Below are 26,523 nucleotides of genomic sequence, written 5' to 3' on the forward strand. Positions count from 1 at the left end.
TTGACAGATACTGTCTGACGGCCACTGGCAGTGCTGAAAATTAAATCCGCCCATGATACCAGCCTATACTAATTAATGGGTAAATTTGCGTAGCAAAAATAGTAAATGCCAAAAAGCAAAAAACACGACCGTAGTCGTGTTCTTACCATAAAAGCTTAAACCTAATATATATGCGTACCTTACATACTTTAGATACTAAATCGGTAAATTAATAGTTGGCAGCCGAGTTCTGGACTGATAGCTGGAAAACTAGTGGCTACCTATTAACAGTCGCTGATCGGCAGTGATTTTGGTCAGCTCTAAATTTTGAATAAAGCGTCCTTCTGCGTCAATGACTTTAATTTCCCAATCATCTATCTGTACGCTCTCACCCTCTAAATCACCCACGTAGCCAAGCGTCTGCATTACAAGGCCACCCATGGTATCGACATCGGTATCATCAAAGTGACTACCTAACTCGTCATTACAGTCCTCAATCACTGTAGAGGCTTGCACGCGCCAAGTATTAGGCTTTTCTGGATGCACAACGATATTATTGATATCACTATCTTCATCAAAGTCATCATGCTCATCGACGATATCACCGACGATTTCTTCTAACAAATCTTCCATCGTGACCACCCCGCCGAAGTTACCAAACTCATCGACTACAATCGCCATGTGTACTTGGGTGCGCTGCAATGAGCGTAACAAGGTATCAGAACGCGCATTTTCATTAATATATAGCGGCTGACGTACCAAGTCTTTTAGACGTTTGCTGTCAATCTTGTCTTCTTGATCGCGCACCATATGCACTAAAATAGGAATCAAGTCTTTTGCGAGTAAGATACCAATAACCGCATCATCGTCTTGACTGTCAAATACAGGATAGCGTGAATGCGTGGTTTCAAGGATGATATCCATCACTTCAGCAAGGCTAGTACTTTCATGTAGACCTATCACCTGCGGGCGCGGCGTCATGATTTCACGTACTTGCGTGGCTGGCAAATCCAGTACACCTTCGAGCATGTCGACTGTATCTGGCTCTAAGAACTGGCGTGAATCTTGTACCAGACGAATCAATTCATCACGGGTTTCGGGGGCGGTCGATAGCCAGCGTTTTAAGCCGCGCATCGACCAACTACTCGGGCTTGGAACGTCGTCAGACATGGCGATGTGATTTAACCTCTTTAGTTAATGATAATTAATATGATAATAAAACGAGTAATGGAGATTAAAATAATAAATAAAGCTGGCTAACTTATCATTAGAGATAGATAGACCAGTCTAAATTAGCTTCACTTTATCGCAAGCCCACCAGACATTCAACGACAAATTTATCCAAATTGTATTGTCAGTGTGTTATAAACTTTGCTATCGTCAACAACTTCACTTATTTAGCTTGCACTTATGTCGCTTCGTTCTGTTATTTCTCAGCTTTTATCATCTCGTAAAGCTAACCCTAGCTTGTCGAACAATACGAGCGACAACGCACGCCAACCAAAAAATTGGCGGCATTATGTTGTACATTTTTTGATTGCACTGACGCTTATATTATCAGCGCTCTGGCTATTAATGTTGCTTGGTTATCAGCTCGGTGCATACAGTCCGGTAACTTGGATAGCGACCATAGTGATTGTAAGTTTGCTAGCCTCATTATTGACCGTAAAATATAAGCCAGAGCTAGCAAACAAGATTATCGACAAAACGATTAACAAAACCATTAATCAAAAAACAACCAGTAAATGGCTAACTGGAATATATATGGCGGTTTGGGTAGTCGGCCTTGGTTGGTTTTTCTCTATTGAACCCAAACAAAACCGTGACTGGATGCCCGAAGTCAGTCAAAGAGTCTCTTATGAGCGCGATGCCACCAACCCCGATTTGATTACGTTTACCAATGTGCGTAACTTTGATTGGCATACTGATGAGGATGCGACTGAGCACTGGGAGACGCGCACGATTGATATGTCTAAATTGTCCGGCATCGATGTGAGTAACTCTTACTGGATGGGACCGCTGATTGCGCATACTCTAGTAAGCTTTCGCTTCGAAGATGAGAGACCGCTCGCCTTCTCTTTTGAGATTCGTAAAGAAAACGGCGAATCGTTTTCGGCGCTGGCAGGCTTTTTTAGACGTTATGAGCTCAGCCTCATTGCCGCTGAAGAGCGCGATATCATTTATACTCGCAGTAATGCGCGCGGTGAGCAAGTTTATTTGTTGCCTGTTAGCCATTTACAGCAGTCAGAAGTCAAATCATTGTTTGAGTCATACTTAACCGCTGCCGATGAGCTCAATGCAAAGCCCGCTTGGTATAACACCTTAACTAGCAACTGTACCAATATTATCTTTTATATGGCACGAATTGTCAGTGGTGAACGTCTGCCATGGGATTATCGGATTTGGGTATCTGGCTGGCTACCAAATTATCTTTACGACGTCGGAATGCTAGATGCTAATCCCGAGAACGGCGGTCAGCCATGGTCAATGGATATGTGGTATGAGCGTGCTCATATCAATCCAAAGGTAAGAGGTTTTGATAATCAGGCCAATTTAGATCTAGACGCTAGCGCTAATAGCAATGAGTTTTCTGCCCAAATTCGCCAAGGCATTCCTATCCCGCCGCTAGCTGATTCGCAGTTAGAGGCTGACGCAGAAGCGAAATCTGCTGCCCAAGCTTCTAGTGATTGAGGTTTTTAGTAACTAAGACTTTCGATAAATAAACCTTCAAGTTAACTAAGGCCTCACCCAATTAACGACTCGCGTCTCCATCTCTTCATCAGACATTCCACTCTCGGAGACGCAGCGCCCTGCCACCCCTATGTTAGCAGCGCGCATTTGCTCCTGCGTTACTACCGCATCTTGAGTTAATAGCAGATGCCAATCCGGTAATGCCTGACCTTTATATAAACGCTTATATGCACAATGGGCTGGCAGCCACATCATGTTCGGCAAATTCTCAATTGTTAATTGAATGCAGTCTGGCACGTACTCTTGACGTGCATCATAATGCTTACAGTAACCCGTCGTACAATCCATTAGCTGGCAAGTCACATCTGTATACTCGACCAGTTCTTCGTCGTCATCATTGTCAATGTATTTAATTAAGCAGCAACTGCCGCAGCCATCACACAAGGCTTCCCACTCACTATGGTTTAATTCAGACAGCTTAAACTGGGTCCAAAACTGTGGCCGTAGCGTGGCATCATTTGCCTCACCTGACTTTGTATTAGATATTGTCTCAGATGCTTTCTCTGAAAATGAACTTGATTGATGTAACAAATTTAGCCTCATAGAATTACAGTAGCGTTTTATAGAGTCGCAGTATCATTTTGATAAACAGCGTTACAGTATTATAGCTGTTTTTGTTGGTCGCGGGCGTTAAGGTAGAACGAGTCAGACAATTGAAAACGTACAAATATAGTCGATCTACTAAAAAATACAGTGCTACTGGGTTAAATTTTGCGCAGCCTCTGTCTGCGTAGGCACAGCAAGTAAGGAAAAATTATCCGTGTAGCACACTATAATAATTGTACTTTTTTTATCTAAGATTAACTATACAACTAAATAAAACTCACAATATAAAAAAGGACAATAATATGTCAATTAAGACCTTTGAATTGATAAGTACCACTGAAAATGGCATTGAACTAATTAGCTATGTTGCGCTGCCAGAAGACGCCTCAGATGAAAATCCTGTCGCTGGCATTCTAGTCGCACCTGAATGGTGGGGCGTGGTCGATCATCCTAAAACAATCACTGAAAATCTGGCTAAAGCAGGTTATGCTGCCGTGGCAATGGATGTCTACGGCGAAGGTAAACTGACCTCTGATGCAGCTCAGGCTAATATGTGGATGGAGCAAGTGCTCGAAGATCAAGACATGCTGATGGCGCGTTGCCGCTTGATTCTTAACGACTTTAGCGACCAAATGGCAGTCAATGGCGATAATTTAGGCGCGATTGGCTATTGCTTCGGTGGTAAAGTTGTCCTCGATATGGCACGCGAAGGCATGCCATTAAAAGCAGTTGCAACCTTCCATGGCAACCCATCAGCAAAACAGCCAGCGGACGACAAATTCAAGGCTAAAGTATTGGTCGCCCACGGTCGCGATGATTCAATGGTATCAATGGACGCTATCGAAGGTCTGAAATCTGAGCTAGATGCTGCTGATGTTGATTATACTGTTGATGTATACGATAACGCCAAGCATGGCTTTACCAACCCGCATGCAGATGAGCGCGCAGCCAAGAATGATGTAGATCTTGGCTACAATGAAGCCGCTGCCAAGCAAAGCTGGGAAAATATGCTAGAGTTTATGAAAGCTAATTTAGGTTAATGCTTTAACAGTTTAAATTAACAAAGCCTTCTAGCTTAACAAGAACTTGAGTAAAAATTTAGCAGAGTATGCTGGTCATACTCTGCTTTTTTGTGCGAAAAATTATTATCGATAGTATAAAACTATATCTGACTTCGGCTTTTTTCAATTCAAAATTCCTATAGTAAGACGCTTGAGCAAATTAAAATAAAACGAGCAATCTACTTTAGGTGCATTCAACTTCTCATTGTGTAGTAAACTTAACCTCATCACAAAAGTAAAAACCTATTGTCTTACTTTTGGCACTCCATTTAAAGAAGGTTGTTATATCAATGAGTAACGCTAGTATCCAGTGGTTCCCTGGACATATGAATAAAGCCCGTAACGAGATTAAAGAAATTATGCCAGAGATGGATGTGGTCATCGAAGTCATTGATGCTCGCATTCCATACAGTAGTGAAAACCCTATGGTAGCAGCGCTACGTGGACAAAAACCTGTCATCAAAATCCTCAATAAAGCAGACCTTGCCGACTCCAATCAAACGCAAGCGTGGATTGAGTATTTAGAAAGTCAGGATCAAGTAAAAGCCATAGCCTGTGACGATAACAAGTCCAGCGAAGTGAAACGCATCGTACAGATATGTAAGCAGTTAATGCCTAACAAAGTAGGCACTGGTAGGCAAATTAAGGTGCTTATCATGGGCATACCAAACGTTGGTAAATCGACTTTGATTAACAGTCTAGCTGGACGTAGTATTGCCAAAACTGGCGATGAACCTGCCGTTACTAAGTCACAGCAGCTGATCAAAATCGATGATGACATCATGCTCTATGATACGCCTGGCATGCTATGGCCAAAAATTGAAAACCCAAATTCAGGCTATCGCTTGGCTGCCACGGGTGGCATTAAAGACACAGCTTTTGATTTTGCTGATGTGGCTGGGTACACCGCTGAATATTTAATTGGGGCATATCCTGAGCTGCTTAAAGAACGTTATAAAGTTGAAGATTTACCAAAGACTGATTGGGAGTTTTTCGAAGTTGCTGGACGTAACCGAGGATTGCTAAAAAGAGGCGGCATCGTTGATACTTACCGTATGTCTGAGATTTTAGTGAATGAGCTACGCAGTGGCACACTGGGACGCATTACGTTAGAGACGCCAAAAATGCGGGAAGCGGAGCTATTATTGGTAGAAGAGATACGCGCACAAGCGGAAGCCAAAAAAGAGGCTAAGTTAGAGGAAAAGCGTTTACGTAAAAAACGTGCGCGGAAGAATCGGAAGTAGAGCTGGTGTTCACTTAGAACTCATCAGTATTTTATAAGGAAATGAGCCAAACTTGGCTCATTTTAAAGTAATACTTACTTTTTATTATTGGAAATATTTCTTAAATGATATTTTCGAGCTATTTTTATCATAACCTATTCTCTTGCATCAACCCTTACCACACCCCATAAATCACCTTAATCATAAATTCTATATTCATTTTTTGATTTACAAGGAATACTCTTGCCTACTCATTTTTCTCAGTCATCTAATTCTCTCGACTCCTTCGCCCCACGCCTACTTGACTGGTTCGAAACGAACGGTCGCCACGATTTACCTTGGCAGCAGCACCAAACTGATACTCCCAATCCTTATGTCGTTTGGTTATCGGAAGTCATGCTACAACAGACGCAAGTAACGACTGTACTGCCCTACTTCGCGCGTTTTATGGACACCTTTCCGACAGTGCAAGATTTAGCGGAAGCAGAGTGGGATACAGTGGCGGAGCATTGGGCGGGTTTAGGCTATTATGCTCGCGCACGGAATTTGCATAAAGGCGCAAAGCAGTTGGTCGAGATAATTGATGAGACGGGCGACTTTCCGCAAACCTTAGCAGGTTGGGAAGCGATATCTGGTGTTGGGCCTTCTACCGCTGGCGCGATTATGGCGATGGGACTGCATCGTTATGGCGTCATCTGTGATGGTAACGTTAAACGAGTGCTGACGCGCTGGGCGGCGATTGACGGTGACATTACTAAGTCTGCCACCACTAAAGAGCTATGGGCATTGGCAGAGCGTTTAACCCCTAGAGAGAGTTCAGGGCTATTTGCGCAAGCCATGATGGATATGGGCGCAACCTTATGTACGCGTAGCAAGCCTGCTTGCCTATTGTGTCCACTACAGGATGATTGCTTGGCACATGCGCAAGGTCGCGAAACCGATTATCCAGTCAAAGCAAAAAAACAACCCAAACCAAGCAAGTTTAGCAATGCTCTACTTATTCAAAGTGTAGACGGTGACATACTGTGGTTACAGCGCCCTGATAACGGCATTTGGGGTGGATTATGGAGTTTGCCGCTACAATTTGTAGAGAAAGTTGATGGCAAAGCTAGTGGCAAAATGACTGATAAAAAACAAGTTGCGAACGACGATAAGCTATTGGCTGTGCCAAGTGACGTACGTAGCAATGAGAAAATATATGAAGCGGAATTTACTACCGCTGAGCAAATTATCCATGAATGGCTAGCAAAGAACGAATTAGTAACAAAATCAATCAGTAACTTTTTATTGGATGACGCACCGATTAAGCATTCACTGACTCACTTTCATTGGTATTTGACACCGCGTCAGCTAGCAATCGATGCTACAAAAATAGTCGAGTTAAATGGCAAGCTAAGCGCTGCAGAAATAGAATTTAAATGGCTAACTGCGCAGCAAGCTGAGGACAGCTTAGGTTTACCGCGCGCAATGGGAAAAATTATAGAAGGTTAGAATTTAGAGTAGAGCTAAGTTTAAGACTTTTTAAGACTTAGGCACTCGCAAGCGCATGAGCCCTTCTTGCTGTACGGTGGCGACCAGCTTGCCATCTTGCCAAAACTGACCATGATTGAGCCCCATAGCATTGGATGTCGTATCACTCCACATGTCATATAACAGCCAATCATTTATATCAAAACTGCGGTGGAAGTGCATTGAATGATCAATGCTAGCCGCTTGTAGACCGCTAGTCATAAAGCTGACGCCATGAGACATGAGCCCTGTTCCCACCAAATAAAAATCAGAGGAAAACGCCAAGAGCGCTTGCTGTATAGCAACTGGCTGCGTGCCCAATTCACGAATACGTAACCAGTTGGCTTGCTTAGGTTTCGTTGGCTCTGGATGTATAGGATCGCGTGGCTTGACAGGCTTAATCTCCACATGACGACGACGCATAAAACGAGCTTTAAGCGCATCTGGCACTTTGCCAACATAGCCTTCTTTTAAATCTTGCTCAGTCTGTAGATCTTCAGGTGGTGGATAAACGGGCATATTTTCTTGATACTCCAAACCGTCTTCCATCGGTGCAAATGAAGCAATCATCGAAAATATTACTTGTTCAACAGGTGGCTTACCACGTGCTTGCTTATATTGAATCGCTGTTACTTCACGTGCTGACAAGCTACGACCATCACGCAAACGTCTTACTTTGTAAATCACTGGCTGATTGATATCACCGCCACGCAAAAAATACCCATGTAACGAATGGCAAGGCTTATCCGTATCAAGTGTTTGGGCAGCAGCCATTATGGCTTGAGCCAGTACTTGCCCGCCAAATATACGTGCACCAACGTAATCATGGCTTTTGCCTTCAAATACATCAGGACTGACCTCGATAAGCGCTACCGTAGCGAGCAACTCATCAATCAATTGTGAATAATCAGACATGGCAGTAAGTTTCCTTATTTTTCAGCGACATTCATCGGCAAGCGAAGTTACTACGATACGGCTTAAAATAGCCTAAAACAGTACTTAGAAATGACATTTATCATTAAATTTTGATACGTAATAATAGTATGAGTAATAATGGTAAATAATAGAGCTTGCAGTAAATTACTATTTAATAATGCATTGGTCTTGCCATAATGAGCAATAATGTAACAGAGGAAACATCTTAACCAATATTGCAAGCTTTGACCAGTTGCTAAAAGCTTGCTACCTAGCATTAGCCTGACTGCCTAGGTTAGACTTTTGTTACGCAAGTGTATCGAATTACCAGACATTATTCTAAATATAAATGATTATGCAAAAAAGAGGCGCTATTGAGCACCTCTTTTCTTATACCATTTATAGTAGTTACGGCTTTACAGCAACTAATACACGGATAGAATCTGGCACCAACGATAAGTTCGCTAGCGCTTGTTCGCCTTGTGCTTGCAACTGCTCTAGGCGCTCAATTTCTTCGGGACGCACATTAGGATTAATGGTTTGCAAATGCTTAAGACGTTTAATCTCACGTGACCACTGCTGGCTAAAGCGTGCACTTGCTTGCTCTCCGATATCGGCTAGCTGCGCGCGTGCAATCTCTTCAGCCTCATAATAACGGCTCTCAATCACATCGCCACGCACTTTAACGACTTGACGCGCACGGGTTTTATCCAAGCGGTCGATATGCGGCATGATCATCTCGCTACTAATACGCTCGGATAAATCACTACCTTGCTCACTGATAAAGACGCGAATGTTCTGAGTCGGCAACGTCGCTGGTAGGTTTAGTAATTTCGGGGCAATCGCTTCAACTCTAAAATGCACCTCAAGCATAATCATACCTTGAGGAATAGCATTGCTCTTAAGCATTGCCACCGTCGTATTACCAAAGGTACTCGTACTAGCAAGCTCGTAAATCGCGCGCATCAGTGGATGCTCATGAGAAATAAACTCGATATCTTCACGTTGGAGCGCTAGTTCACGCTCGAAGGTCAACGTCATACCTTCTTCTTCATCACCCAGCGGCAAGCCTTCAATATACTCGCTAATCTCAGTACTATCGAGCGGTGCAAGTACCCAAGAACCATCACGCTGGATGCTGTAATCAACATTGGCTGATGCCAGAAAGCGCTCAATAAATTGCGGCAATACATTGTGACCATCAAAGTCGCGCATCGCATCAGCGATACGTCCAGCCACGCGTGGACGGCACGAGTTGTATTCAAGCAAACGATCACGCCCTGCTTGCAGCTGTGCCTCTAGAGCCAAACGCATTTGTAGCGCTTCTGCGATGAGAGCTTTTAAGGTATCGCGATTCTCAGCAGTATCTGCGCCTTCGAGCAACGGTTTGAGCGTTTGAATATATTGCTCTTGCACGCTTTGAGCGGTCGGAGATATCTGATTGAACATATTTAGCGCGCTGTTATACCAATGATATAGACGCTCTTGAGCCGTCCCTTGTACATAAGGCACGTGTAAAGTTATTTGCTGCGTTTGCCCGATGCGATCTAGGCGACCGATACGCTGCTCTAAGGTATCTGGATTAGCTGGCAGGTCCCATAGTATCAGCTGACTTGCAAACTGGAAGTTGCGTCCTTCAGAGCCAATTTCTGAACATAATAGTATCTGTGCGCCTTCACTATCAGCAAAGAATGCTGCTGCTTGGTCACGCTCAAGCAACGTCATCTGCTCAGTAAAGATAGCCGTCTTAATGCCAGCATGCAGACGCAATACTGCCTCCAAGCTCTCAACTGTCGCGCCACTACGGGCAATCAACAATACTTTTTGGTGTTTCAACTCACCTTTTAAGATATCAATCAACCACGGTACACGTGGGTCATCTTCTAGCCAGCTGCCATCAGGTTGATTTTCTTCACCCCATAGCTGCTCACGTAGCTTACCTGTCGTCTGGTAGCTATCTTGCCATGCCTCAGGTAGCGGTAATGGATACGGCTGACTGCTACGACCATAAAACCCTTTGACACTCTCACGAGTATTACGGAATAACACACGCCCTGTACCATGACGATCTAACAGCTCATTCAGTGCATAAGTACGTAACTTTTCATCTTCATTAATCGTTGCGAGTTCATCTGCGCTTAAATCCAACAGACTTGTCAAGGCAGCGATTTGTCCATCATTTAACGGCTTATCTTCTATCAATACACCAGCCACAGCGGCAGTTTCCGCAAAGGCTTCTTGACCTGCAATGAATTCATCCAAATCATCAAAGCGATCAGAGTCAAGCAAACGCAAACGCGCAAAGTGACTTTGGACGCCCAGTTGTTCAGGAGTAGCCGTTAGCAACATGACACCAGGGGTTTCCTCAGCGAAATCCGCGATTAAGTCGTATTTTTCATTACCGCCTGCCGCTTCATCCCAATGTAGATGATGCGCTTCATCGACTACTAGCAAATCAAAACCTGCTTCCATCGCTTGGTCATACAAGTCAGGATGGTCAAGTAATAGATCCATACCAGCGATAATACATTGCTCAGTGGCAAATACATTTTGCTCAGGATCATGTTCTTTAATGGCAGCGGTACGGACCAAATCAAACAGCGCAAAGTTAAGGTTAAAGCGTCGACGTAACTCAATCATCCATTGATACTGCAAACTATCAGGGACTAATATAAGAACGCGCTCAGCCTTACCAGTTAAAAGCTGCTGATGAATAATCAAACCTGCTTCGATGGTCTTACCAAGACCGACTTCATCGGCAAGCAATACACGCGGCGCGATACGTTTGCCAACTTCATGCGCAATATAAAGCTGATGCTCGATAATATCGACACGTGCACCCATCAAACCTTTAAGTGGATGACCCGCTAGTGCTGATTGCATACGTAGGATATCTTGGCGCAAATCGTACCAATCACCGCGTTCAATACGGCCCGCCAATAGACGCTCAAGTGGTTTTGCCAACGTGATATTTGCGGCAAGGCGGGTTTCCATAATGCCTTTGGCATGTTCATCGACACCGTATTTCAGGACACCCATTACCTCGTCAACAGCAGTCACGACATAGTTACGACCTTCTTGATCGCAAATATTATCACCGACTTTGAATACAACACGTGATAATGGCGCCGAGCTTTTTGCATAGACGCGGGTCTCTTCGCTTTGCGGAAATAAAATATGTACACAGCGGTCATCGACATCGATAACCACGCCCAAGCCAAGCTCGGACTCAGTATCAGATAAATGGCGTTGACCAACGGCGAATTCGGTACTGTGCAATGAAGCGGCAGAGATAGTCATAAGGCGATGTCTTTTGTACTCAGATGATAAGAAAATGGGCAGTAACAGCGACTACACTAAACGTGAAGAAACACATTAGCATAGTAAAATTGTCACTATATTAAGCAGGCATCATAGTTTAGAAGATGCATATGTATATTATCTGGTTAAGCTTTTATCTGGCCAAACCAGTAAGGCGCACCATTATATAACGTTACCGGCTAGATGCGTGCAATAAGTTGCTTTTTCAAGAGCATATTGATGAGGAATATAGATAATAGAGTGGTTCGCGTTTTATGAAACTTATAGTAATGACAATAGTGAGATACCTATATCTATAAATACGTCTAAAAATTATCAAAGCTAATATATTTAAGGCTATTATTTTACTTCCTATCGTATTTTTAATTTTTGCGCAAAGCATGCTACATTGAGCAGGTACTATCCTAAGTAGCAAATATTCTGCTAGACAGCAGAAGTTAATTATACTCTCTCACTAGAAAAATTATAACCGACTACCCCACTCCACACATTTTAATAAAAACAAGATAAGAAATCTTATAAATAAGGAACAATTATGCGAGCAGTTTTTTTAGATAAAGGAACATTTTCCGATGGCGTAAACTTGCCAGCACCAGCAGGCGTCACTGACTATATTACTTACGATGATACACCTGAAGATTCCGACCTCATCATTGAGCGCTGCCAAGATGCTGAGATTATCTTCACCAATAAAGTTCAGATTACTACTGAAGTGATTGCCAAGTTACCTAAACTTAAGCTCATTCAGCTGACTGCCACCGGTATGAACAACGTCGATCAAGAGGCTTGTAAAGAGCACAATGTTACTTTATATAATGTCGCAGGTTACGCGGTCAAGAGCGTTCCTGAACATACCTTTATGCTGATGCTCAATGCAATGCGTGCTGGCATTCATTATCATCAAAAAGTAGCAGATGGTACGTGGCGAGACAATGGTAATTTTTGTCTGCTTGATGTCTCACTCATCGATTTAGAAGATAAGACACTAGGTATCATTGGTGTAGGTACTATCGGTAAACGCGTGACCGAAATAGCGCGCGCTTTTGGCATGACCGTATTGTGGGCAGAACATCAAGGACGCACACCGCGCAATGATGACTATACGGCATTCGATGAAGTACTTGCTAATGCTGATGTCATTAGTTTACATTGCCCATTGAACGAGCATACCCAGCATTTAATCAACAAAGATACCTTGGCAAAAATGACCAAGCAGCCGCTACTCGTTAACGTCGCGCGCGGCGGTATCGTCGACAGTCAAGCACTCGCTGACGCTATACATAATGAACAAATCCTTGGCTATGGCAGTGATGTCTTTGAGCAAGAACCTATCACCACAGATGACCCGTTATTAAGTATTAGCGACCATCCGCGCGTTATATTTAGCCCGCATAATGCATGGGGTAGCAAAAGCGCGCAAGAGACTCTATGGCAAATGCTAAGCGAACAAGTCGCAGACTTTATCACTAATAATTAATAGAGTTTTAGCGTGTAAAACGTAGCCAATCATCTTCAACTTTACGATATTTGAGCATAATGCGGTCACTCAAATAGTTGTTCGTCACTTGCCATGGATAACGATCGCCTTGCTTGGGTAGCTCATCTTGTGCGCGGTGCACGTACCCTGCTGATAGCGCACCAAGTACCGTATCTGGTTGTATCTGTACCTGCTTTTGCTCCGTTATAGCCTGCGGAAAAACTACGCTATAACGGTGCTTTTTCATGTGCTTGAGCATCCTAACCACATACTGACAAGCCAGATCAATCTTTAATGTCCACGAAGCATTAGTATAACCAAACATTATCGCCATATTAGGCACACCCTCAAGCATCACCGCTTTATAAGTCATGCGCGCACCTACATCAATGGGCTGTCCATCGACATATAACGCTGCCCCGCCAAGCATCTGGAGTTTAAGCCCCGTTGCCGTCACGATCATATCGGCTTCTATATGATAGCCTGATTTTAGTGCAATCCCTGTCTTTGTAAAATGACTAATCTGATCGGTAACGACCGTTGCCCGCGTGCTATGCAATGCGGTAAATAAATCGCTATCGGGTACCGCACACAGGCGCTCATCCCACGGATTATAAGTAGGCATAAAGTGGGCGACATCGACACCACTGCCTTTAAGCTCTTTTTTGACGCCATGTTTTAATACTGCTTTCAGGACTTTAGGTGCATGGGTAGCAAATTGATATAGGCCTTGTTGCATCAGAACGTTACGCGTACGCAGTAAGGTATAAGCCTGAGGCTTTGATAAGGGTGAAAACTTACCCGATAGCCAATCAAGAGCGTAATCATCACCAGGCACACTTGCTACATACGTTGGCGAGCGCTGCAACATGGTTACATGGCGAGCGCACTGTTGACCATCAGGATCGACTAATGCTGGCACTAAGGTCATCGCCGTCGCACCACTACCAATCACCACGATATTTTTATCGTTATAGTCCACATCATGCCAGTGCTGTGGATGCACGATATCACCTTGGAATTGCTCTTCTCCTTCGAAATGCGGTCTATATCCTGCATCATAATCATAATAGCCAGTCGCACCGATGATGAAATTTGCTGTAATCGTATACACCTCGCCACTGGCATTATTTTTGACCATCACTGTCCATTGCTTGGCGACACTTGACCAAGATATCTGCTGCACATCATGCTGATAACGAATCTGCTCTTCAACCCCAAACTCATGCGCCGTATCAGCTATATAGCTTTTAATGTCGTCACCTTTAGCTAGCATTTTATGATCTAACCAAGGCCGAAAGCTATAGCCAAAGGTCAAGGCATCAGAGTCTGAACGAATACCAGGATAAGTAAACAAATCCCATGTACCACCTAAGTCTGCACGCTTTTCTAGTATGATAAATGGCTCAGTAAGTTTATTTTGGTTTTTGCGACGTTTACTCATTTTTTTGACTGTGGACTTACGATTAAATAGCTTGTGATGACTTTGCTGCAAACGACACGCCATACCAATCCCAGATATCCCCGCACCAATTATTAACACCTCATAATCTGCTGGTGTGTTCGATTGAGGTTTTGAGCGTGCTAGGCGACCTTTTGTCATATTTTTTATAGAATTAATACTGACCATAATTTTGTCCTACTCCAATATCTTCTTACCATCGACTCGCATCACTACAAACACTTAAGCCGTTTTAGCCATCTAGTTAGCGTTCTTACTTCGCTTGATTAAAACCTTAAATGTTCCACTGAGACCTTCAACTTAGCTTTTTATTTTCCGAGAGTGCTGCAAATTTAAAACGGTACTGAACTTTCCCAGTCCATCCAAGCACCAAGCACAGGATGTTTTAGGCGTAACTGCTGAGCATGTAAGTTCAAACGCGGCGCTATTTCTAACGCTAGGCCTTCTGCATAAATAGAATCACCGATAATGACATGGCCAGCATGTACCATATGGACGCGCAGTTGATGACTACGCCCTGTCACCGGTTTTAGCGCTACACGTGTTACCGCTTGACCGTTGCATTGTTCATGAGCGAGCACCTCGTATAGAGTCAAGGCGTTTTTGCTCCAGTCACGATCAACGATATGACGCGGTTTAGTGGTAGGCTCATAACGCACTGGCACCGATATTCTGCCAGTTGCACCAACGTCTTCCCATATGCCAAAAACGCGGGCTTGGTAGGTTTTTTGTGGCAATCTATCAATGAACTGCTTACTGATATTGGTTTGGGCAGCCGCATTTTTTGCGAATATAAGCAGCCCTGAGGTATCCATATCCAATCGATGAATAAGCTTCACATTGGGGTTAGCACGCTCAAGTCGAGCCAGCATACTTACCTTTAACGTTTTACCATCGACACTTAATAGCCCTGCAGGTTTATCTACTACCCAAATGTCTTTATCCTCATAAACAGTAACTTGTTGCGCAAATGTTTGAAAAAACTCTAGGGGATACTGAGATTCTTGTAGATTCAGAGCGTTTATGGCGTCATCAGTAAAAGGCATAAAAAATGGCTGCTTATATAAATTGATTTAAATGAATTAAAAAAACATAATTGAATTGTTAAATATGTTTTTAGGAAGATAAAATAGTATAAGTAATCTTCTACAGATAATGTAGCATCTGTTAATTTGTGTTTCGATTTATTGTACTAATACTAGTTGTTAAGCATTTTAACTGCCCTCTATCTGTTAAGACTTGGCAAACATGCTAATATAATGGCACATTTTCACCTCCACTCAACCATTCTTAAATCATTAGTAGATGAGTAATCGGATAAACTTAGGTAATAAATAAGTACTTAAGCTTAATCTATCAAATTACTTTCATCTGCTATTGGTAAAAAAGATGATACAACAAGAGAGAATAATTATGTCAGACCTTATTGTTAACACTACCGATGCAAATTTTGATCAAGACGTATTGCAATCCGATGTGCCTGTGCTAGTAGACTTTTGGGCAACATGGTGCGGTCCTTGTAAGTCAATTGCCCCTATTCTAGAAGACTTGGCTAACGACTATCAAGGTAAAGTAAAAATTGTCAAAGTCGATGTCGATAATAACCCACAAGCAGCAAGTCGCTTTGGTATCCGCAATATCCCAACTTTATTTGTCTTTAAAGACGGTGAAAAAGTGGATTCAGTAATGGGTCTACAGCCAAAATCTGAGCTAGCTAAAGTACTTGATAAGCACTTATAAGTTGCCAATTGCTGATAGGCATCATGTAAATAAATAACCAAAACTGGCCATTATCTGTACAAGATGATGGCTTTTTTGTGTCTTTATCAGCAAAAAAGCGAATAATGCAAATTTTTTAACAAAAATAATTGACAAGTCTAACTTTAAAACCGTATAGTCTGCTGACAAGAGAAACATAATATTTTTCCTAAGCGTCTTGTCGCTATTCTCCTCGTGTTTATCAACACAAAACACAGTTGTATTACTGAACAAAATTAACAAACATAATTATTGATATTGAGCTCTCATTGCAGGCTTCTATATCCTAGACTCTTATATAGCCCTCTTTGTATTCACATTTGTCATCCTGACACAATTTTGCGCAGCTGATGATAATCTGACACATAAAAATCAATGCTATATAAATCTCAACTCTGTGCACACATCCTATCGCTACACTATCGTTGTTTTAATCAATGTCGTGGGTTGTGCTGCTAATGGCAGTTCTCACCCGATAAATCGTTAATGACCTATCTATGAATTTAACTGAATTAAAGAAAAAATCAATCACTGAGCTTTTGGCTATCGCTAAAGAAATGGGTCTTGATAATATGGCACGTAGCCGTAAACAAGACATTATTTTTGCCATCCTAAAAACTCATGCTCGTAATGGTGAAGCTATTTACGGTGATGGTGTACTTGAAGTCCTACCGGATGGTTTTGGCTTTTTGCGCTCATCTGAAGGCTCTTATTTAGCAGGCCCTGATGATATTTATGTCAGCCCGAGTCAAATAAGACGTTTTAGCCTAAAGACAGGCGATAGTATCGCTGGCACCATTCGTCCACCGAAAGACTCTGAGCGTTATTTTGCGCTATTGAAAGTTGGCGAGATCAACTTTGATACCCCAGATCGTTCGCGCCATAAACTCATCTTTGAAAACTTGACTCCGCTATTTCCAACTGAGCAACTTAAGCTTGAGCTGGGTAACGGTACTACCGAGGACTTAACCGGACGTATCATCGATCTGATTGCTCCTATTGGTAAAGGTCAGCGTTCTATCATTGTTGCACCGCCAAAAGCTGGTAAGACGATGCTGCTACAGACCATCGCGCAATCGATTACCCGCAATAATCCAGAATGCTACCTAATCGTTCTACTTATTGATGAGCGTCCAGAAGAAGTGACGGAGATGGTGCGTACCGTACGCGGTGAAGTAGTCGCCTCGACATTCGATGAACCACCTCAGCGTCATGTACAAGTCGCTGAAATGGTTATCGAAAAAGCCAAGCGTCTAGTCGAGCATAAGCAAGACGTTGTTATCCTACTGGATTCTATCACTCGTCTCGCTCGCGCTTATAACACGGTTATCCCTTCATCAGGTAAAGTATTGACTGGTGGTCTTGATGCCAATGCCCTTGAGCGTCCGAAACGCTTCTTTGGTGCTGCACGTAACGTTGAGGAAGGTGGCAGCCTAACTATTATTGCCAGTGCCCTTATTGATACTGGTAGTAAAATGGATAGTGTTATCTTTGAAGAATTTAAAGGTACTGGTAACCAAGAGATTACTCTGGAACGTGATTTAGCCGAAAAACGTGTCTTCCCAGCGATTAATATCAAAAAATCTGGCACACGCCGTGAAGAACGTCTGCTTGATGAAGATAAGCTGCGTAAAGTTTGGATATTACGTAAGCTATTACAACCGATGGATGGCGTTCAAGCGACCGAGTTTTTATTAGATCGTTTAAAAGAAGCTAAAACCAATGATGAGTTTTTTGAACAAATGAAACGTAAATCTCAAAACTAAATTCAGCTGAATATACTAATAGAATATCTGTTATTTGAATATTTTTGAGGATCATCGTTATTGTTAATTTTAATAAAAGAGACTGCGGATAAGCAGTCTCTTTTAGTTTCTTTAGAGCAAAACCAAAACCAGTTAGCTTATTAATTATATAAATACAAGAATACTAAGTGAAAGCACTACCAATGACACAGTGAGGCAACATAAATTACATGGTACTTGCAAAGTTTAGCGTTTCTACTACGACCGTCTAACGTTTAACAGTATAGTATTGACCGTAGTATAAATATGCTTTATAAAACATATTGTATTTATTTTAATTTTGATTATTTAACAGGTGATAATATGAAATTTGCTAAAACTATTGCAATGACAGCCCTTACTAGCTCTGCTCTTATTATGGGTGGCTGTGCAACTAATGGATATAATAGTGGTTTGAGTAACACAGCTAAAGGTGCTGCTGCTGGCGCTGCTGCTGGTGCTCTTATCAGAAGCGGTGGCGATAGCAAAGATATCGCTCGTGGTGCAATCGGCGGTGCGGCAGTTGGTGGCGCTGGTGCATACATTCTTAACAACAGTAGATAATAACTAAATAATTATCTGACATTACTTAGATAGTTTTTAGGTACGTTAAAAATTCAAAAAGCCTGCAATTAATATTGCAGGCTTTTTATTCGATGGTTTTTATATATGACAATCAGATTGTTCTAGCAATGCTGATTATAGTGCCCCACTGAATGTATCACATGATTGTACGTTGCCACTTTCTAATCCACGTGTAAACCATTGTACGCGCTGTTGACTGGTGCCATGGGTAAAACTATCTGGCGTCACAGCACGGCCACTTGCTTGAGCAAGACGATCATCACCGATCTGGCTTGCAGCATTAATCGCTTCGTCTATATCACCTGGCTCTAAGAACTGCACTCGTTGTTGGTTGCGCTGTGCCCATACACCTGCAAAACAATCAGCTTGTAGCTCTTGTAGCACAGATAACTTATTAGCCTGTGCACGATTCACCTGACGGCTCGCTTCATTGACCTGCTGGGTGATACCTAACAATGTCTGTACGTGATGTCCAACTTCATGAGAAATGACATAGGCTTGAGCAAAGTCGCCAGCTCTGCCTTTATTTTCGATATCACCTGAACCCTGCTGATCACCAGAAATGCCAAGATTTTGACGCATTTCTGCAAAAAATGACGTGTCTAAATAGACGGTCTGGTCACCTGGGCAATAAAAAGGCCCTGTCGCAGCAGTAGCACTACCGCAGGCCGAACTAACTTGTCCATTAAATAAGATTAATGACGGCTCCTGATAAGTTTGTCCACCTTCATTAAACACTTGATGCCACACTGCCTCAGTATCGGCTAACACTACTTTAACAAACTGAGTATCACGGTCGTCACCTGTAGCTGGCTCAGTGGAGCTGTTATTTCCGCCACCTGCTACTACCTGACCAGTCTGCAATGCTGTCATTGGGTTTACCCCAAATACTAACCATAAAATACCAGCGATGATAATACCCCCGATACCACCACCAATCATTTTCCCACCGCCGCTACTCGTGCGTACGTTAGAACTGCCTCGTCTATCTTGCCATTTCATAATATATCCCCCTAAATTGATAGTATGTATTTTTCAATCTCAATTATTAAACTTAGTAAGTTGAAGCAATACATTGATAGCAAACTTAATTTTTTTAATAACCAATATAGTTATGATTCTTATTAATGATTTAAATTCTAATTGAAAACATTTCTCGTTATTGATAACTAGCCGTTGTATTCTTTTAATATTTGTCTATATTTTAGGTGAATCTTTTATCAACTTATAGATATATATCGTGCTAACTATTTATATTTTACTTTATCATTGTAGTCTTTTACGGTTCTCAAACCTTAGTTACAAAAGCCGTCTATTACTTATCTGTCACTCTATGTTCCAATTGATTATACGGAAAACATCTCCGTAAGTTGTATTAAAACTTATATCAAAACGATATCAACCAAGCCTATTCACTATTTTATTGTTACTTAATTGTACAAGCTCTTCTCATTTGAAAAGAAAACATATAGAATGCGTGAAAGCTGAGTAGCTGTAACTAGGATTAGTTGACTTTCGAAATAATTCGGATGCTCAACCCTTTGCCGTGGCTACTGCTCATTTCATTTTTCCGGAGAATACACTATGAATCTTAAATTACTTGCACTTGCTGGTATCATGACTGCTTCTATGGGCTTAACTGCTTGTGATAGCAATACAGAAAACGCTGCTGAAGATTTATCTGATGCACAAGAAGAAGTACAAGACGCTTCTGAAGAGCTAAACGAAGCTGCTGCTGAAGGCGAAGTTGTTGCTGATGCTGAAGCTGCTGTTGTTGACGCTGAAGCTGACATCGCTGATGCACAAGCTGCAACTGCTACTGACGAAATGGACGCTGAAGTTCCTGTAGACGGTACTACTACTAGCGTAGACGTAGCTAGCGATACTGAAGCAGCTAATGCAGCTGACGAAGTTGTAGTTGTTGAAGAACCAGCTCAGTAATTTTCTTTGCTTATGCAATAGAAATATACTGTAGTTCAAAAAAAAGAGAGCCTATGCTCTCTTTTTTTATGCGTATTATTTATAAGTTTTAACAGTGGCTTGCTAGATTTAATAGTCATTATTCAATCTAGCAAGCCACCAATCTTTCATTTTAAATTTATAAAAAATATTGGAACATCAAATCTAATGAATATTAGGATTTGTCTTATAAATAAAAAAGCAAGCATTACTGATCAAATAGACGTTCATCAACCTTCTGACGGAATTTTTGCCCAGTTTTAAACGTGACTACACGGCGTGCTGAAACAGCAACAGGCTCTCCTGTCTTAGGGTTACGACCTGGACGGCTATTTTTATCTTTAAGCTCGAAGTTGCCAAAGCCTGAAAGCTTGACCTCTTTGCCATCAATCAAACTCTCTGACAGTTCATCAAAAAAATTCTCGACCAAGCAACGACCCTCTTGCCTTGTTAGGTTAAGATGACTCATCAAATGCTCAATCATGTCAGATTTGGTTAAGGTGCTCACAGTACGACTCCTATGCTATGTCGAGATATCGGGTATCATGGTTTAGCGGTATGACTGCTATATAAGAATAAGCGATTTATTGATTACGGCCATTAAATGACCGTATTTTTGAATCAAGTTTAGGCATTATAAAGTATTTTTACTCAATTTTTAACAAATCTTGAAATAAAACTCTTTATTAATAACCACTTAGCTAAATATAGTTAGCTATCGCGTAGCTGGGCGCCATGTTGGGCAATCAATATCTGAATCACTTTGTCAGTTGCAGTTTTTATCACTTCGTCAGATAAGGTTTGCGTGTTGTCCTGCCATATTAGCGCAAAAGCTAGCGAACGTTGACCAGTCGGTACATTATCGCCTTGATAGACATCAAACAACCATAAGTCAGTCAGTAGAGCACCTGCTGTATTGCGTATCGTTGACTCTAATGTCTGTAAGCTGATATCACTATCCACCAAGATTGCAATATCGCGGCGTACTTGTGGGAACTTACTTGGAGTGGTAATTGCGTTCTGTTCGCGAGCAAGCGTCAGCAACGGTGCCAGTGATAATTGAGCGACCCAAGTAGCAGGTAGATCTAATTGCTTAGCCGTATTAGGATGCAATTGTCCCAGCCAGCCGACATACTGATCATCGATATATAATTTCGCGCTTTGTCCAGGATGCAAAAAGCTCAAACTACTACGCTCATAGCGGATACGCGCACTATCAATCTGCGCAGGTATTAATTGCTCAATATCATACTTAAGATCATAAAAATCTAGCGCACGATTCTGATAAGCTTGCTCATTCAAAATATTGCCGACTGCTACCAAAGCAATACTTGGTGTCTGTACCAAATCACTAATACTGTGACCAACAAAGCTAAGGCCAGTCTCAAAGAAACGTACGCGTGGCTGCTGACGATTTAAGTTATATTGCACACAAGGCAATAAGCTTGATAGCAAAGTACGGCGCATCACCGCCAAGTCACTAGAGATAGGATTGGCCAGTGCCAACACTTCTCCTAGCGCTTCATCATCGAGCAAAGCTTCTATTTTTGCATCACTGAAGCTAAAGCTAATCGCTTCCATATAGCCGTTATCGACCAATGCCAGCTTCATCTCGTGAGTCAAGTCCGCCGTATCATCATAATCCATGCTGACTTGCAAGTGTGGCAAGACGCTTGGAATATTGTCATAGCCGTAAATACGCGCAATTTCTTCAATTAAATCTTCTTTAATACTCATATCAAAGCGATAAGATGGCGGCGTACAAATAAGGCTATCCACTTGCTGCGCTACTTCGAACCCTAGCTGGGTCAAAATACGCACCATTACCGCTGGCTCAATCTCAATACCGATGACATCACGGACTTTAGCGATTGGCAAGGTGATTGGCGCACGCGATGGTAGATGATCGCTACTTTCCGCTTTTACTATTTGCCCAGCTTGACCACCAGTAATACTAGTCACTAAATCACAAGCACGTGCCAAAGCTAGCTCTGGTAACTCAAAGTCTACCCCGCGCTCAAAACGTTGTGAGGCATCAGTATGCAAGCCAAAACGGCGTGCGCGCGCAGCAATCGCCAATGGGCTAAAGAAGGCACTTTCTAAAACAATGTTAGTTGTACTATCGGTGACACTGCTACGCTGACCGCCCATAATACCGGCAAGTGCAAGTGCACCTTCATCATCAGCAATGATCAATTCATCACCCGTTAAGGTAATGGTTTGCTCACTCAGTAGGGTAATCGTCTCGGCAGGCTGTGCCAAACGTACAACAATATCCCCAACAATGGTATCGGCATCAAAAGCATGTAGCGGTTGACCTAATTCCATCAATACGTAATTGGTTACGTCAACCAAAAAGTTGTGTGAACGTAGTCCTGAATGGACTAGCGCATCTTGCATCCATTTTGGAGTGTTGATGCTACGATCAATATTACTGATTGACTGTAGTAAATAGCGTGGGCAAGCCTCAACTGCGCTCACTGTTACCGCAGGAGTTGCACCGTTCTCAGTAACTGCTACGTTGTTAGTAATCCCTGGCTGCTGCATCGGCAAATCGTTAATGACCGATATCTCGCGCGCAATACCACGTACACTAAAGCAATCACCACGGTTTGGGGTGATTGAGATATCTAGTATCTGGTTATCTAAGCCTAAGTATTCGCGGATATCTGTGCCAATTGGCGCATCAGCTGGCAGCTCAAGCAGACCATCAATATCGTCAACCAAATCAATTTCAGACGCACCGCAAAGCATACCGTTAGAGTCGACACCGCGTAGGTTGCCGTTTTTTATTTTAAAACCCGCGCTATCATTGCTCGGCAACACTGCACCAACGGTAGCAACGGGCGCTTTCATACCGACAGTCACATTGGGTGCACCGCAAACGATTTGTAACGGTTCAGCTGCACCAATATTCACCTGCGTGACACGTAATTTATCAGCATCTGGATGCTGCTCAACGCTTATTACTTCACCGATCACCACACCACTAAAGGCACGAGCAACTGCAAAGCGATCGTCAATCTCTAGCCCCGCCATGGTTAATTGTTCGGCCAATTGCTCACTGGTATTGTTGGGGTTTACCCATTGACGTAGCCACTGTTCGCTAATTTTCATAAATATCTCGGATCAGAATTTTATAATAAAGATTTTGAATTAAAGGTTGGACTATTAACCTGTCATATTAACAAGGAGCACTTTTTATATAAACAAGGAGCACTCTAGCCAAACTGTTTTAAGAAGCGTACGTCATTTTGGAAAAATAAACGCAAGTCATCAATACCGTAATACAGCATCGCAAAGCGCTCAATACCCATCCCAAAAGCAAAGCCAGTGTATTTTTCGGCATCAATACCGCAGTTGGTCAGCACTTGTGGATGTACCATACCGCAGCCCATAACCTCAAGCCATTTGCCATTATCATCTAAGATATCTACTTCAGCAGAAGGCTCGGTGAATGGGAAAAATGAGGGGCGGAAACGGACGGTCAGCTCTTTGGCAAAGAACGCTTCTAAGAACTCACTAATTAAGCCTTTTAACTCTGCGAAGGTACTCGACTCAGTAACCATAAGCCCTTCTAACTGATGGAACATCGGAGAATGGGTTTGATCCGAGTCATTGCGATACACCCGACCTGGGCAAATAATACGAATCGGTGGTTCATTCTTTTCCATCGTGCGAATTTGCACTGGACTAGTATGTGTACGCAATAAATAATGTGCGTCAAAATAGAATGTATCGTGCATCGCACGTGCAGGGTGATGCGAGGGAATATTTAGTGCTTCAAAGTTATAGTAATCGCTCTCAACTTCAGGACCAGTGGCGACATTAAAACCTGCTTGCACAAAATATTGCTGCATACGCTGGGTAATCATCGTTACCGGATGCAAATGACCTTTCTGACCACCGCGCGCAGGCAAAGTAATATCAATATTTTCGGCTTCAAGCTTGGCATTTAATGCCGCCGTTTCTAACTGTTGCTGCTGGTCAGTCAGTGCTTGCTGAATGCGACTACGTACTTGATGCAACCAGCCACCATACGTTTTTTTGTCATCGCTACTGAGCTTACCCATCTGCTTTGACCAGCCAGTTAAAGGGCTTTTTTTACCAGTCAGTTGTACACGTAAGTCTTGTAGCGCACGCGCATCGGTTACTTGCAAGATTAAAGCTTCAGCGGAACTGGCAAATTCATTTAGTTGAGATTCATTGAGCTCGTTGAGCTCCAAGGACAAAGTCGGTAGCGCCGACAAATCGGCAGTGGCAGCAGGGGTAGTCATAAGACGCATTATTCCTGATTTAAACGGACTATTAATTATAGTGATTGGTAATTGTAGGGGTTCGACCAAATATTGCAAACCATTTACCCAGTTGTTGTTATTTAAATACTTTCAAATAACAGAAAATAAAGGCTAGTTATATTAATGGCTTGAATATTTAGACGGTTAGAGATGCAGTTTTACAAAACAGATAGGTAGCTCAAACATTATTAAAATAAACCGTAAAATAATCTAATATAAAAAAAGCCACCGACTAGCGGTAGCTTTTATTAATATTGTACTATTAATCAATATTATTCCTATCCTTTTACATACTCACTTAAATAAGTTGAATACCTAAAGGACGGTCAATATTTAGGCCAATTCCGCTTTAGCTTTTTCGACCAATGCTGTGAAAGTCGCTGCATCATGCATAGCGATGTCAGCAAGTACACGACGATCGATTGCGATGTTAGCTTTTTTCATACCATTGATAAAGCGGCTATAGCTTAAGCCGTTTAAGCGTGCACCAGCATTGATACGTGCAATCCAAAGACGACGGAAAGTACGTTTTTTGTTGCGACGGTCACGATAAGCATATTGACCAGCTTTGGTCACTGCTTGTACCGCTACGCGGTAAACACGTGAACGGGCACCGTAGTAGCCTTTTGCGCGCTTTAAGATTTTTTTGTGACGGCGATTTGCCTGTACACCACGTTTTACACGGGCCATAAATTACTCCAAGATTTCTTTAATCACTGTTAAACGAATCACGATGTCATTGAATGATAGACATCGCTATCAGATTGCAACGTCAAATATTTTAAACAAAATATAGATGACAATAGGCTATTAGATGTATGGGCACATACGACGAACTGCTGCTTCGTCAGACTTGTCCACCATCTTAAGACCGCGCAACTGGCGAATACGCTTAGCTGATTTCTTGGTCAAAATATGGCTTTTGAATGCTTGCTTACGCTTAAAGCCATTCGCTGTTTTTTTGAAGCGTTTAGCTGCACCGCTTCTGGTTTTCATCTTAACTTTCATGATGATGTGCCTCTTTTTCTGTGTTAGAACCTGGTCGTCAAATAGTTAATACTGATTAGTAGCGTTAAAAACAACCACTAAACCTCTATCTGCCTCGAGGTGGGAGGCGCTATTTTAGCAGAAGCACGAGGATTTTGCCAAGTAAAGTTTTAGATGAGACTATTTAGGCTTTTATAAAAATATATCTTGGATAGATTGACTAGCCCCTACCATTACTCACTTTATATGACAGCTTACTTGTTATTTTTTTAAAAATCGCTATTAAAAGCTATGATATTGATAATAGTAGATACTTTATATAAAAATAAAAACAGTCAGTGAAGTAATACTACCGCTTATTCCTAAATTGATTGAATGTCAGACTAAGCTATGTTTTATTGATAACAATGGCGTCTGAGACGTTCTGATAATTCATATAGGAGATGACGTTGACAGACCAAGAGTTAGAATTCAATGATGATGTTTTTGTCTTTGAGACAGTTATGCGTGTACGCAATACAGAGATTGATGTCGGCCAGCATTTGACGTTAGAATCTCTTATTACACTATTGGCTGAAGCACGGGCGCGTTTTTTATACTCTAAAGGTATAAAAGAGATCAATTCAGATTATCAAGGATTGATTATTAGTGATTTACAACTGAAGGTTGTTAGTCGCGTTCGCGCTCGTGAAGAGCTATTATTTGAATTGGGCGTAGAGCAGATATCTGATAAGAGTGGCGATATGGCTATTAAAGTGACGCGTATGTATGATGGCTCACTAGTAGCAAAAGCGCGTAAACGCTTTATTCAATATGACTATCGATCGAATAAAGCTATATCGTTTCATAATGATATCAAAGAGGCCTTGGAGCAGAAGCTATTTTAGCCATTATTGATCAATAGTGTT

22 protein-coding genes are annotated in these 26,523 nt (G+C 42.2%); 10 read left to right on the forward strand and 12 right to left on the reverse strand.

Annotated elements, in window-relative coordinates:
- Nucleotides 1-249: 249 nt before the first annotated feature.
- On the reverse strand, nucleotides 250-1,149 hold the full coding sequence (locus AAEY87_RS10120) for a CBS domain-containing protein (protein WP_068038225.1): 900 nt from the start codon (nucleotides 1,147-1,149) through the stop codon (nucleotides 250-252).
- 297 nt (nucleotides 1,150-1,446) lie between these two features.
- Between AAEY87_RS10120 and AAEY87_RS10125 the strand changes: the two genes are divergently transcribed.
- Nucleotides 1,447-2,670 carry an Lnb N-terminal periplasmic domain-containing protein gene (locus AAEY87_RS10125; protein ID WP_350657080.1) on the forward strand — a complete coding sequence of 408 codons (1,224 nt, stop codon included), beginning with the start codon at nucleotides 1,447-1,449 and terminating at the stop codon, nucleotides 2,668-2,670.
- Nucleotides 2,671-2,715: 45 nt separating this feature from the next.
- On the opposite strand, the gene AAEY87_RS10130 is transcribed toward AAEY87_RS10125, so the two are convergent.
- On the reverse strand, nucleotides 2,716-3,216 hold the full coding sequence (locus AAEY87_RS10130) for a YcgN family cysteine cluster protein (RefSeq protein WP_502945470.1): 501 nt from the start codon (nucleotides 3,214-3,216) through the stop codon (nucleotides 2,716-2,718).
- Nucleotides 3,217-3,578: 362 nt separating this feature from the next.
- Between AAEY87_RS10130 and AAEY87_RS10135 the strand changes: the two genes are divergently transcribed.
- The 3 genes from AAEY87_RS10135 to mutY all read left to right on the forward strand — a co-directional run bounded on the left by AAEY87_RS10135 (nucleotide 3,579) and on the right by mutY (nucleotide 7,051).
- Nucleotides 3,579-4,316: a dienelactone hydrolase family protein gene (locus tag AAEY87_RS10135; protein ID WP_068038234.1), complete on the forward strand. Its 738-nt coding sequence runs from the start codon at nucleotides 3,579-3,581 to the stop codon at nucleotides 4,314-4,316.
- A 311-nt stretch (nucleotides 4,317-4,627) separates the two neighbouring features.
- Nucleotides 4,628-5,581: a ribosome biogenesis GTPase YlqF gene (gene ylqF / locus AAEY87_RS10140; RefSeq protein WP_068329631.1), complete on the forward strand. Its 954-nt coding sequence runs from the start codon at nucleotides 4,628-4,630 to the stop codon at nucleotides 5,579-5,581.
- A gap of 222 nt (nucleotides 5,582-5,803) precedes the next feature.
- Entirely contained in the window at nucleotides 5,804-7,051 is a 1,248-nt protein-coding gene (gene mutY / locus AAEY87_RS10145; protein ID WP_350657082.1) for an A/G-specific adenine glycosylase, read from the forward strand.
- A 30-nt stretch (nucleotides 7,052-7,081) separates the two neighbouring features.
- Here mutY and AAEY87_RS10150 read toward each other — a convergent pair whose 3' ends face one another.
- Both AAEY87_RS10150 and rapA read right to left on the reverse strand, forming a co-directional pair.
- Nucleotides 7,082-7,984: an acyl-CoA thioesterase gene (locus AAEY87_RS10150; RefSeq protein WP_068038243.1), complete on the reverse strand. Its 903-nt coding sequence runs from the start codon at nucleotides 7,982-7,984 to the stop codon at nucleotides 7,082-7,084.
- 408 nt (nucleotides 7,985-8,392) lie between these two features.
- Nucleotides 8,393-11,284: an RNA polymerase-associated protein RapA gene (gene rapA / locus AAEY87_RS10155; protein ID WP_350657083.1), complete on the reverse strand. Its 2,892-nt coding sequence runs from the start codon at nucleotides 11,282-11,284 to the stop codon at nucleotides 8,393-8,395.
- A 556-nt stretch (nucleotides 11,285-11,840) separates the two neighbouring features.
- Between rapA and AAEY87_RS10160 the strand changes: the two genes are divergently transcribed.
- Nucleotides 11,841-12,782 (forward strand): D-2-hydroxyacid dehydrogenase, encoded by a 942-nt coding sequence (locus tag AAEY87_RS10160; RefSeq protein WP_350657084.1) that lies wholly within the window; start codon nucleotides 11,841-11,843, stop codon nucleotides 12,780-12,782.
- 7 nt (nucleotides 12,783-12,789) lie between these two features.
- Here the strand turns inward: AAEY87_RS10160 and AAEY87_RS10165 are convergent, their stop codons facing one another.
- Complete coding sequence (locus AAEY87_RS10165; RefSeq protein WP_502945471.1) at nucleotides 12,790-14,385, reverse strand: flavin-containing monooxygenase; 1,596 nt, start codon at nucleotides 14,383-14,385, stop codon at nucleotides 12,790-12,792.
- 191 nt (nucleotides 14,386-14,576) lie between these two features.
- A complete protein-coding gene (locus AAEY87_RS10170; protein ID WP_350657086.1) occupies nucleotides 14,577-15,290 on the reverse strand; it encodes an RluA family pseudouridine synthase in 714 nt (237 codons plus the stop codon).
- Between the two features lie 367 nt (nucleotides 15,291-15,657).
- Between AAEY87_RS10170 and trxA the strand changes: the two genes are divergently transcribed.
- From trxA to AAEY87_RS10185, 3 genes are all read left to right on the forward strand, one after another.
- Entirely contained in the window at nucleotides 15,658-15,984 is a 327-nt protein-coding gene (gene trxA, locus AAEY87_RS10175) for a thioredoxin (RefSeq protein WP_068038261.1), read from the forward strand.
- A 515-nt stretch (nucleotides 15,985-16,499) separates the two neighbouring features.
- The gene (rho, locus tag AAEY87_RS10180; RefSeq protein WP_068038263.1) at nucleotides 16,500-17,768 is read left to right on the forward strand and encodes a transcription termination factor Rho; all 1,269 of its coding nucleotides are present in this window, start codon (nucleotides 16,500-16,502) and stop codon (nucleotides 17,766-17,768) included.
- Nucleotides 17,769-18,110: 342 nt separating this feature from the next.
- Complete coding sequence (locus AAEY87_RS10185; RefSeq protein ID WP_068038266.1) at nucleotides 18,111-18,350, forward strand: YMGG-like glycine zipper-containing protein; 240 nt, start codon at nucleotides 18,111-18,113, stop codon at nucleotides 18,348-18,350.
- Nucleotides 18,351-18,485: 135 nt separating this feature from the next.
- On the opposite strand, the gene ypfJ is transcribed toward AAEY87_RS10185, so the two are convergent.
- A complete protein-coding gene (gene ypfJ, locus AAEY87_RS10190; protein ID WP_350657087.1) occupies nucleotides 18,486-19,373 on the reverse strand; it encodes a KPN_02809 family neutral zinc metallopeptidase in 888 nt (295 codons plus the stop codon).
- A 582-nt stretch (nucleotides 19,374-19,955) separates the two neighbouring features.
- Here ypfJ and AAEY87_RS10195 point away from each other — a divergent pair.
- Nucleotides 19,956-20,312: a hypothetical protein gene (locus AAEY87_RS10195; protein WP_350657088.1), complete on the forward strand. Its 357-nt coding sequence runs from the start codon at nucleotides 19,956-19,958 to the stop codon at nucleotides 20,310-20,312.
- A gap of 226 nt (nucleotides 20,313-20,538) precedes the next feature.
- Here the strand turns inward: AAEY87_RS10195 and AAEY87_RS10200 are convergent, their stop codons facing one another.
- From AAEY87_RS10200 to rpmI, 5 genes are all read right to left on the reverse strand, one after another.
- The gene (locus AAEY87_RS10200; RefSeq protein WP_068038276.1) at nucleotides 20,539-20,838 is read right to left on the reverse strand and encodes an integration host factor subunit alpha; all 300 of its coding nucleotides are present in this window, start codon (nucleotides 20,836-20,838) and stop codon (nucleotides 20,539-20,541) included.
- A 203-nt stretch (nucleotides 20,839-21,041) separates the two neighbouring features.
- Nucleotides 21,042-23,447, reverse strand: coding sequence for a phenylalanine--tRNA ligase subunit beta (gene pheT, locus AAEY87_RS10205; protein WP_350657090.1), 2,406 nt, complete (start codon nucleotides 23,445-23,447; stop codon nucleotides 21,042-21,044).
- 104 nt (nucleotides 23,448-23,551) lie between these two features.
- On the reverse strand, nucleotides 23,552-24,607 hold the full coding sequence (gene pheS / locus AAEY87_RS10210; RefSeq protein WP_350657091.1) for a phenylalanine--tRNA ligase subunit alpha: 1,056 nt from the start codon (nucleotides 24,605-24,607) through the stop codon (nucleotides 23,552-23,554).
- Between the two features lie 354 nt (nucleotides 24,608-24,961).
- Nucleotides 24,962-25,318, reverse strand: a complete 357-nt coding sequence (gene rplT / locus AAEY87_RS10215; protein ID WP_011281252.1) for a 50S ribosomal protein L20 — start codon at nucleotides 25,316-25,318, stop codon at nucleotides 24,962-24,964.
- Nucleotides 25,319-25,438: 120 nt separating this feature from the next.
- Entirely contained in the window at nucleotides 25,439-25,636 is a 198-nt protein-coding gene (rpmI, locus tag AAEY87_RS10220) for a 50S ribosomal protein L35 (protein ID WP_011281253.1), read from the reverse strand.
- 428 nt (nucleotides 25,637-26,064) lie between these two features.
- Here rpmI and AAEY87_RS10225 point away from each other — a divergent pair, with 428 nt between their 5' ends.
- Nucleotides 26,065-26,502 carry an acyl-CoA thioesterase gene (locus AAEY87_RS10225; RefSeq protein ID WP_350657092.1) on the forward strand — a complete coding sequence of 146 codons (438 nt, stop codon included), beginning with the start codon at nucleotides 26,065-26,067 and terminating at the stop codon, nucleotides 26,500-26,502.
- Nucleotides 26,503-26,523 lie beyond the last annotated feature (21 nt).

The organism is Psychrobacter sp. S1-30-MNA-CIBAN-0213 (genome assembly GCF_040309845.1).
Classification (GTDB): Bacteria; Pseudomonadota; Gammaproteobacteria; order Pseudomonadales; family Moraxellaceae; genus Psychrobacter.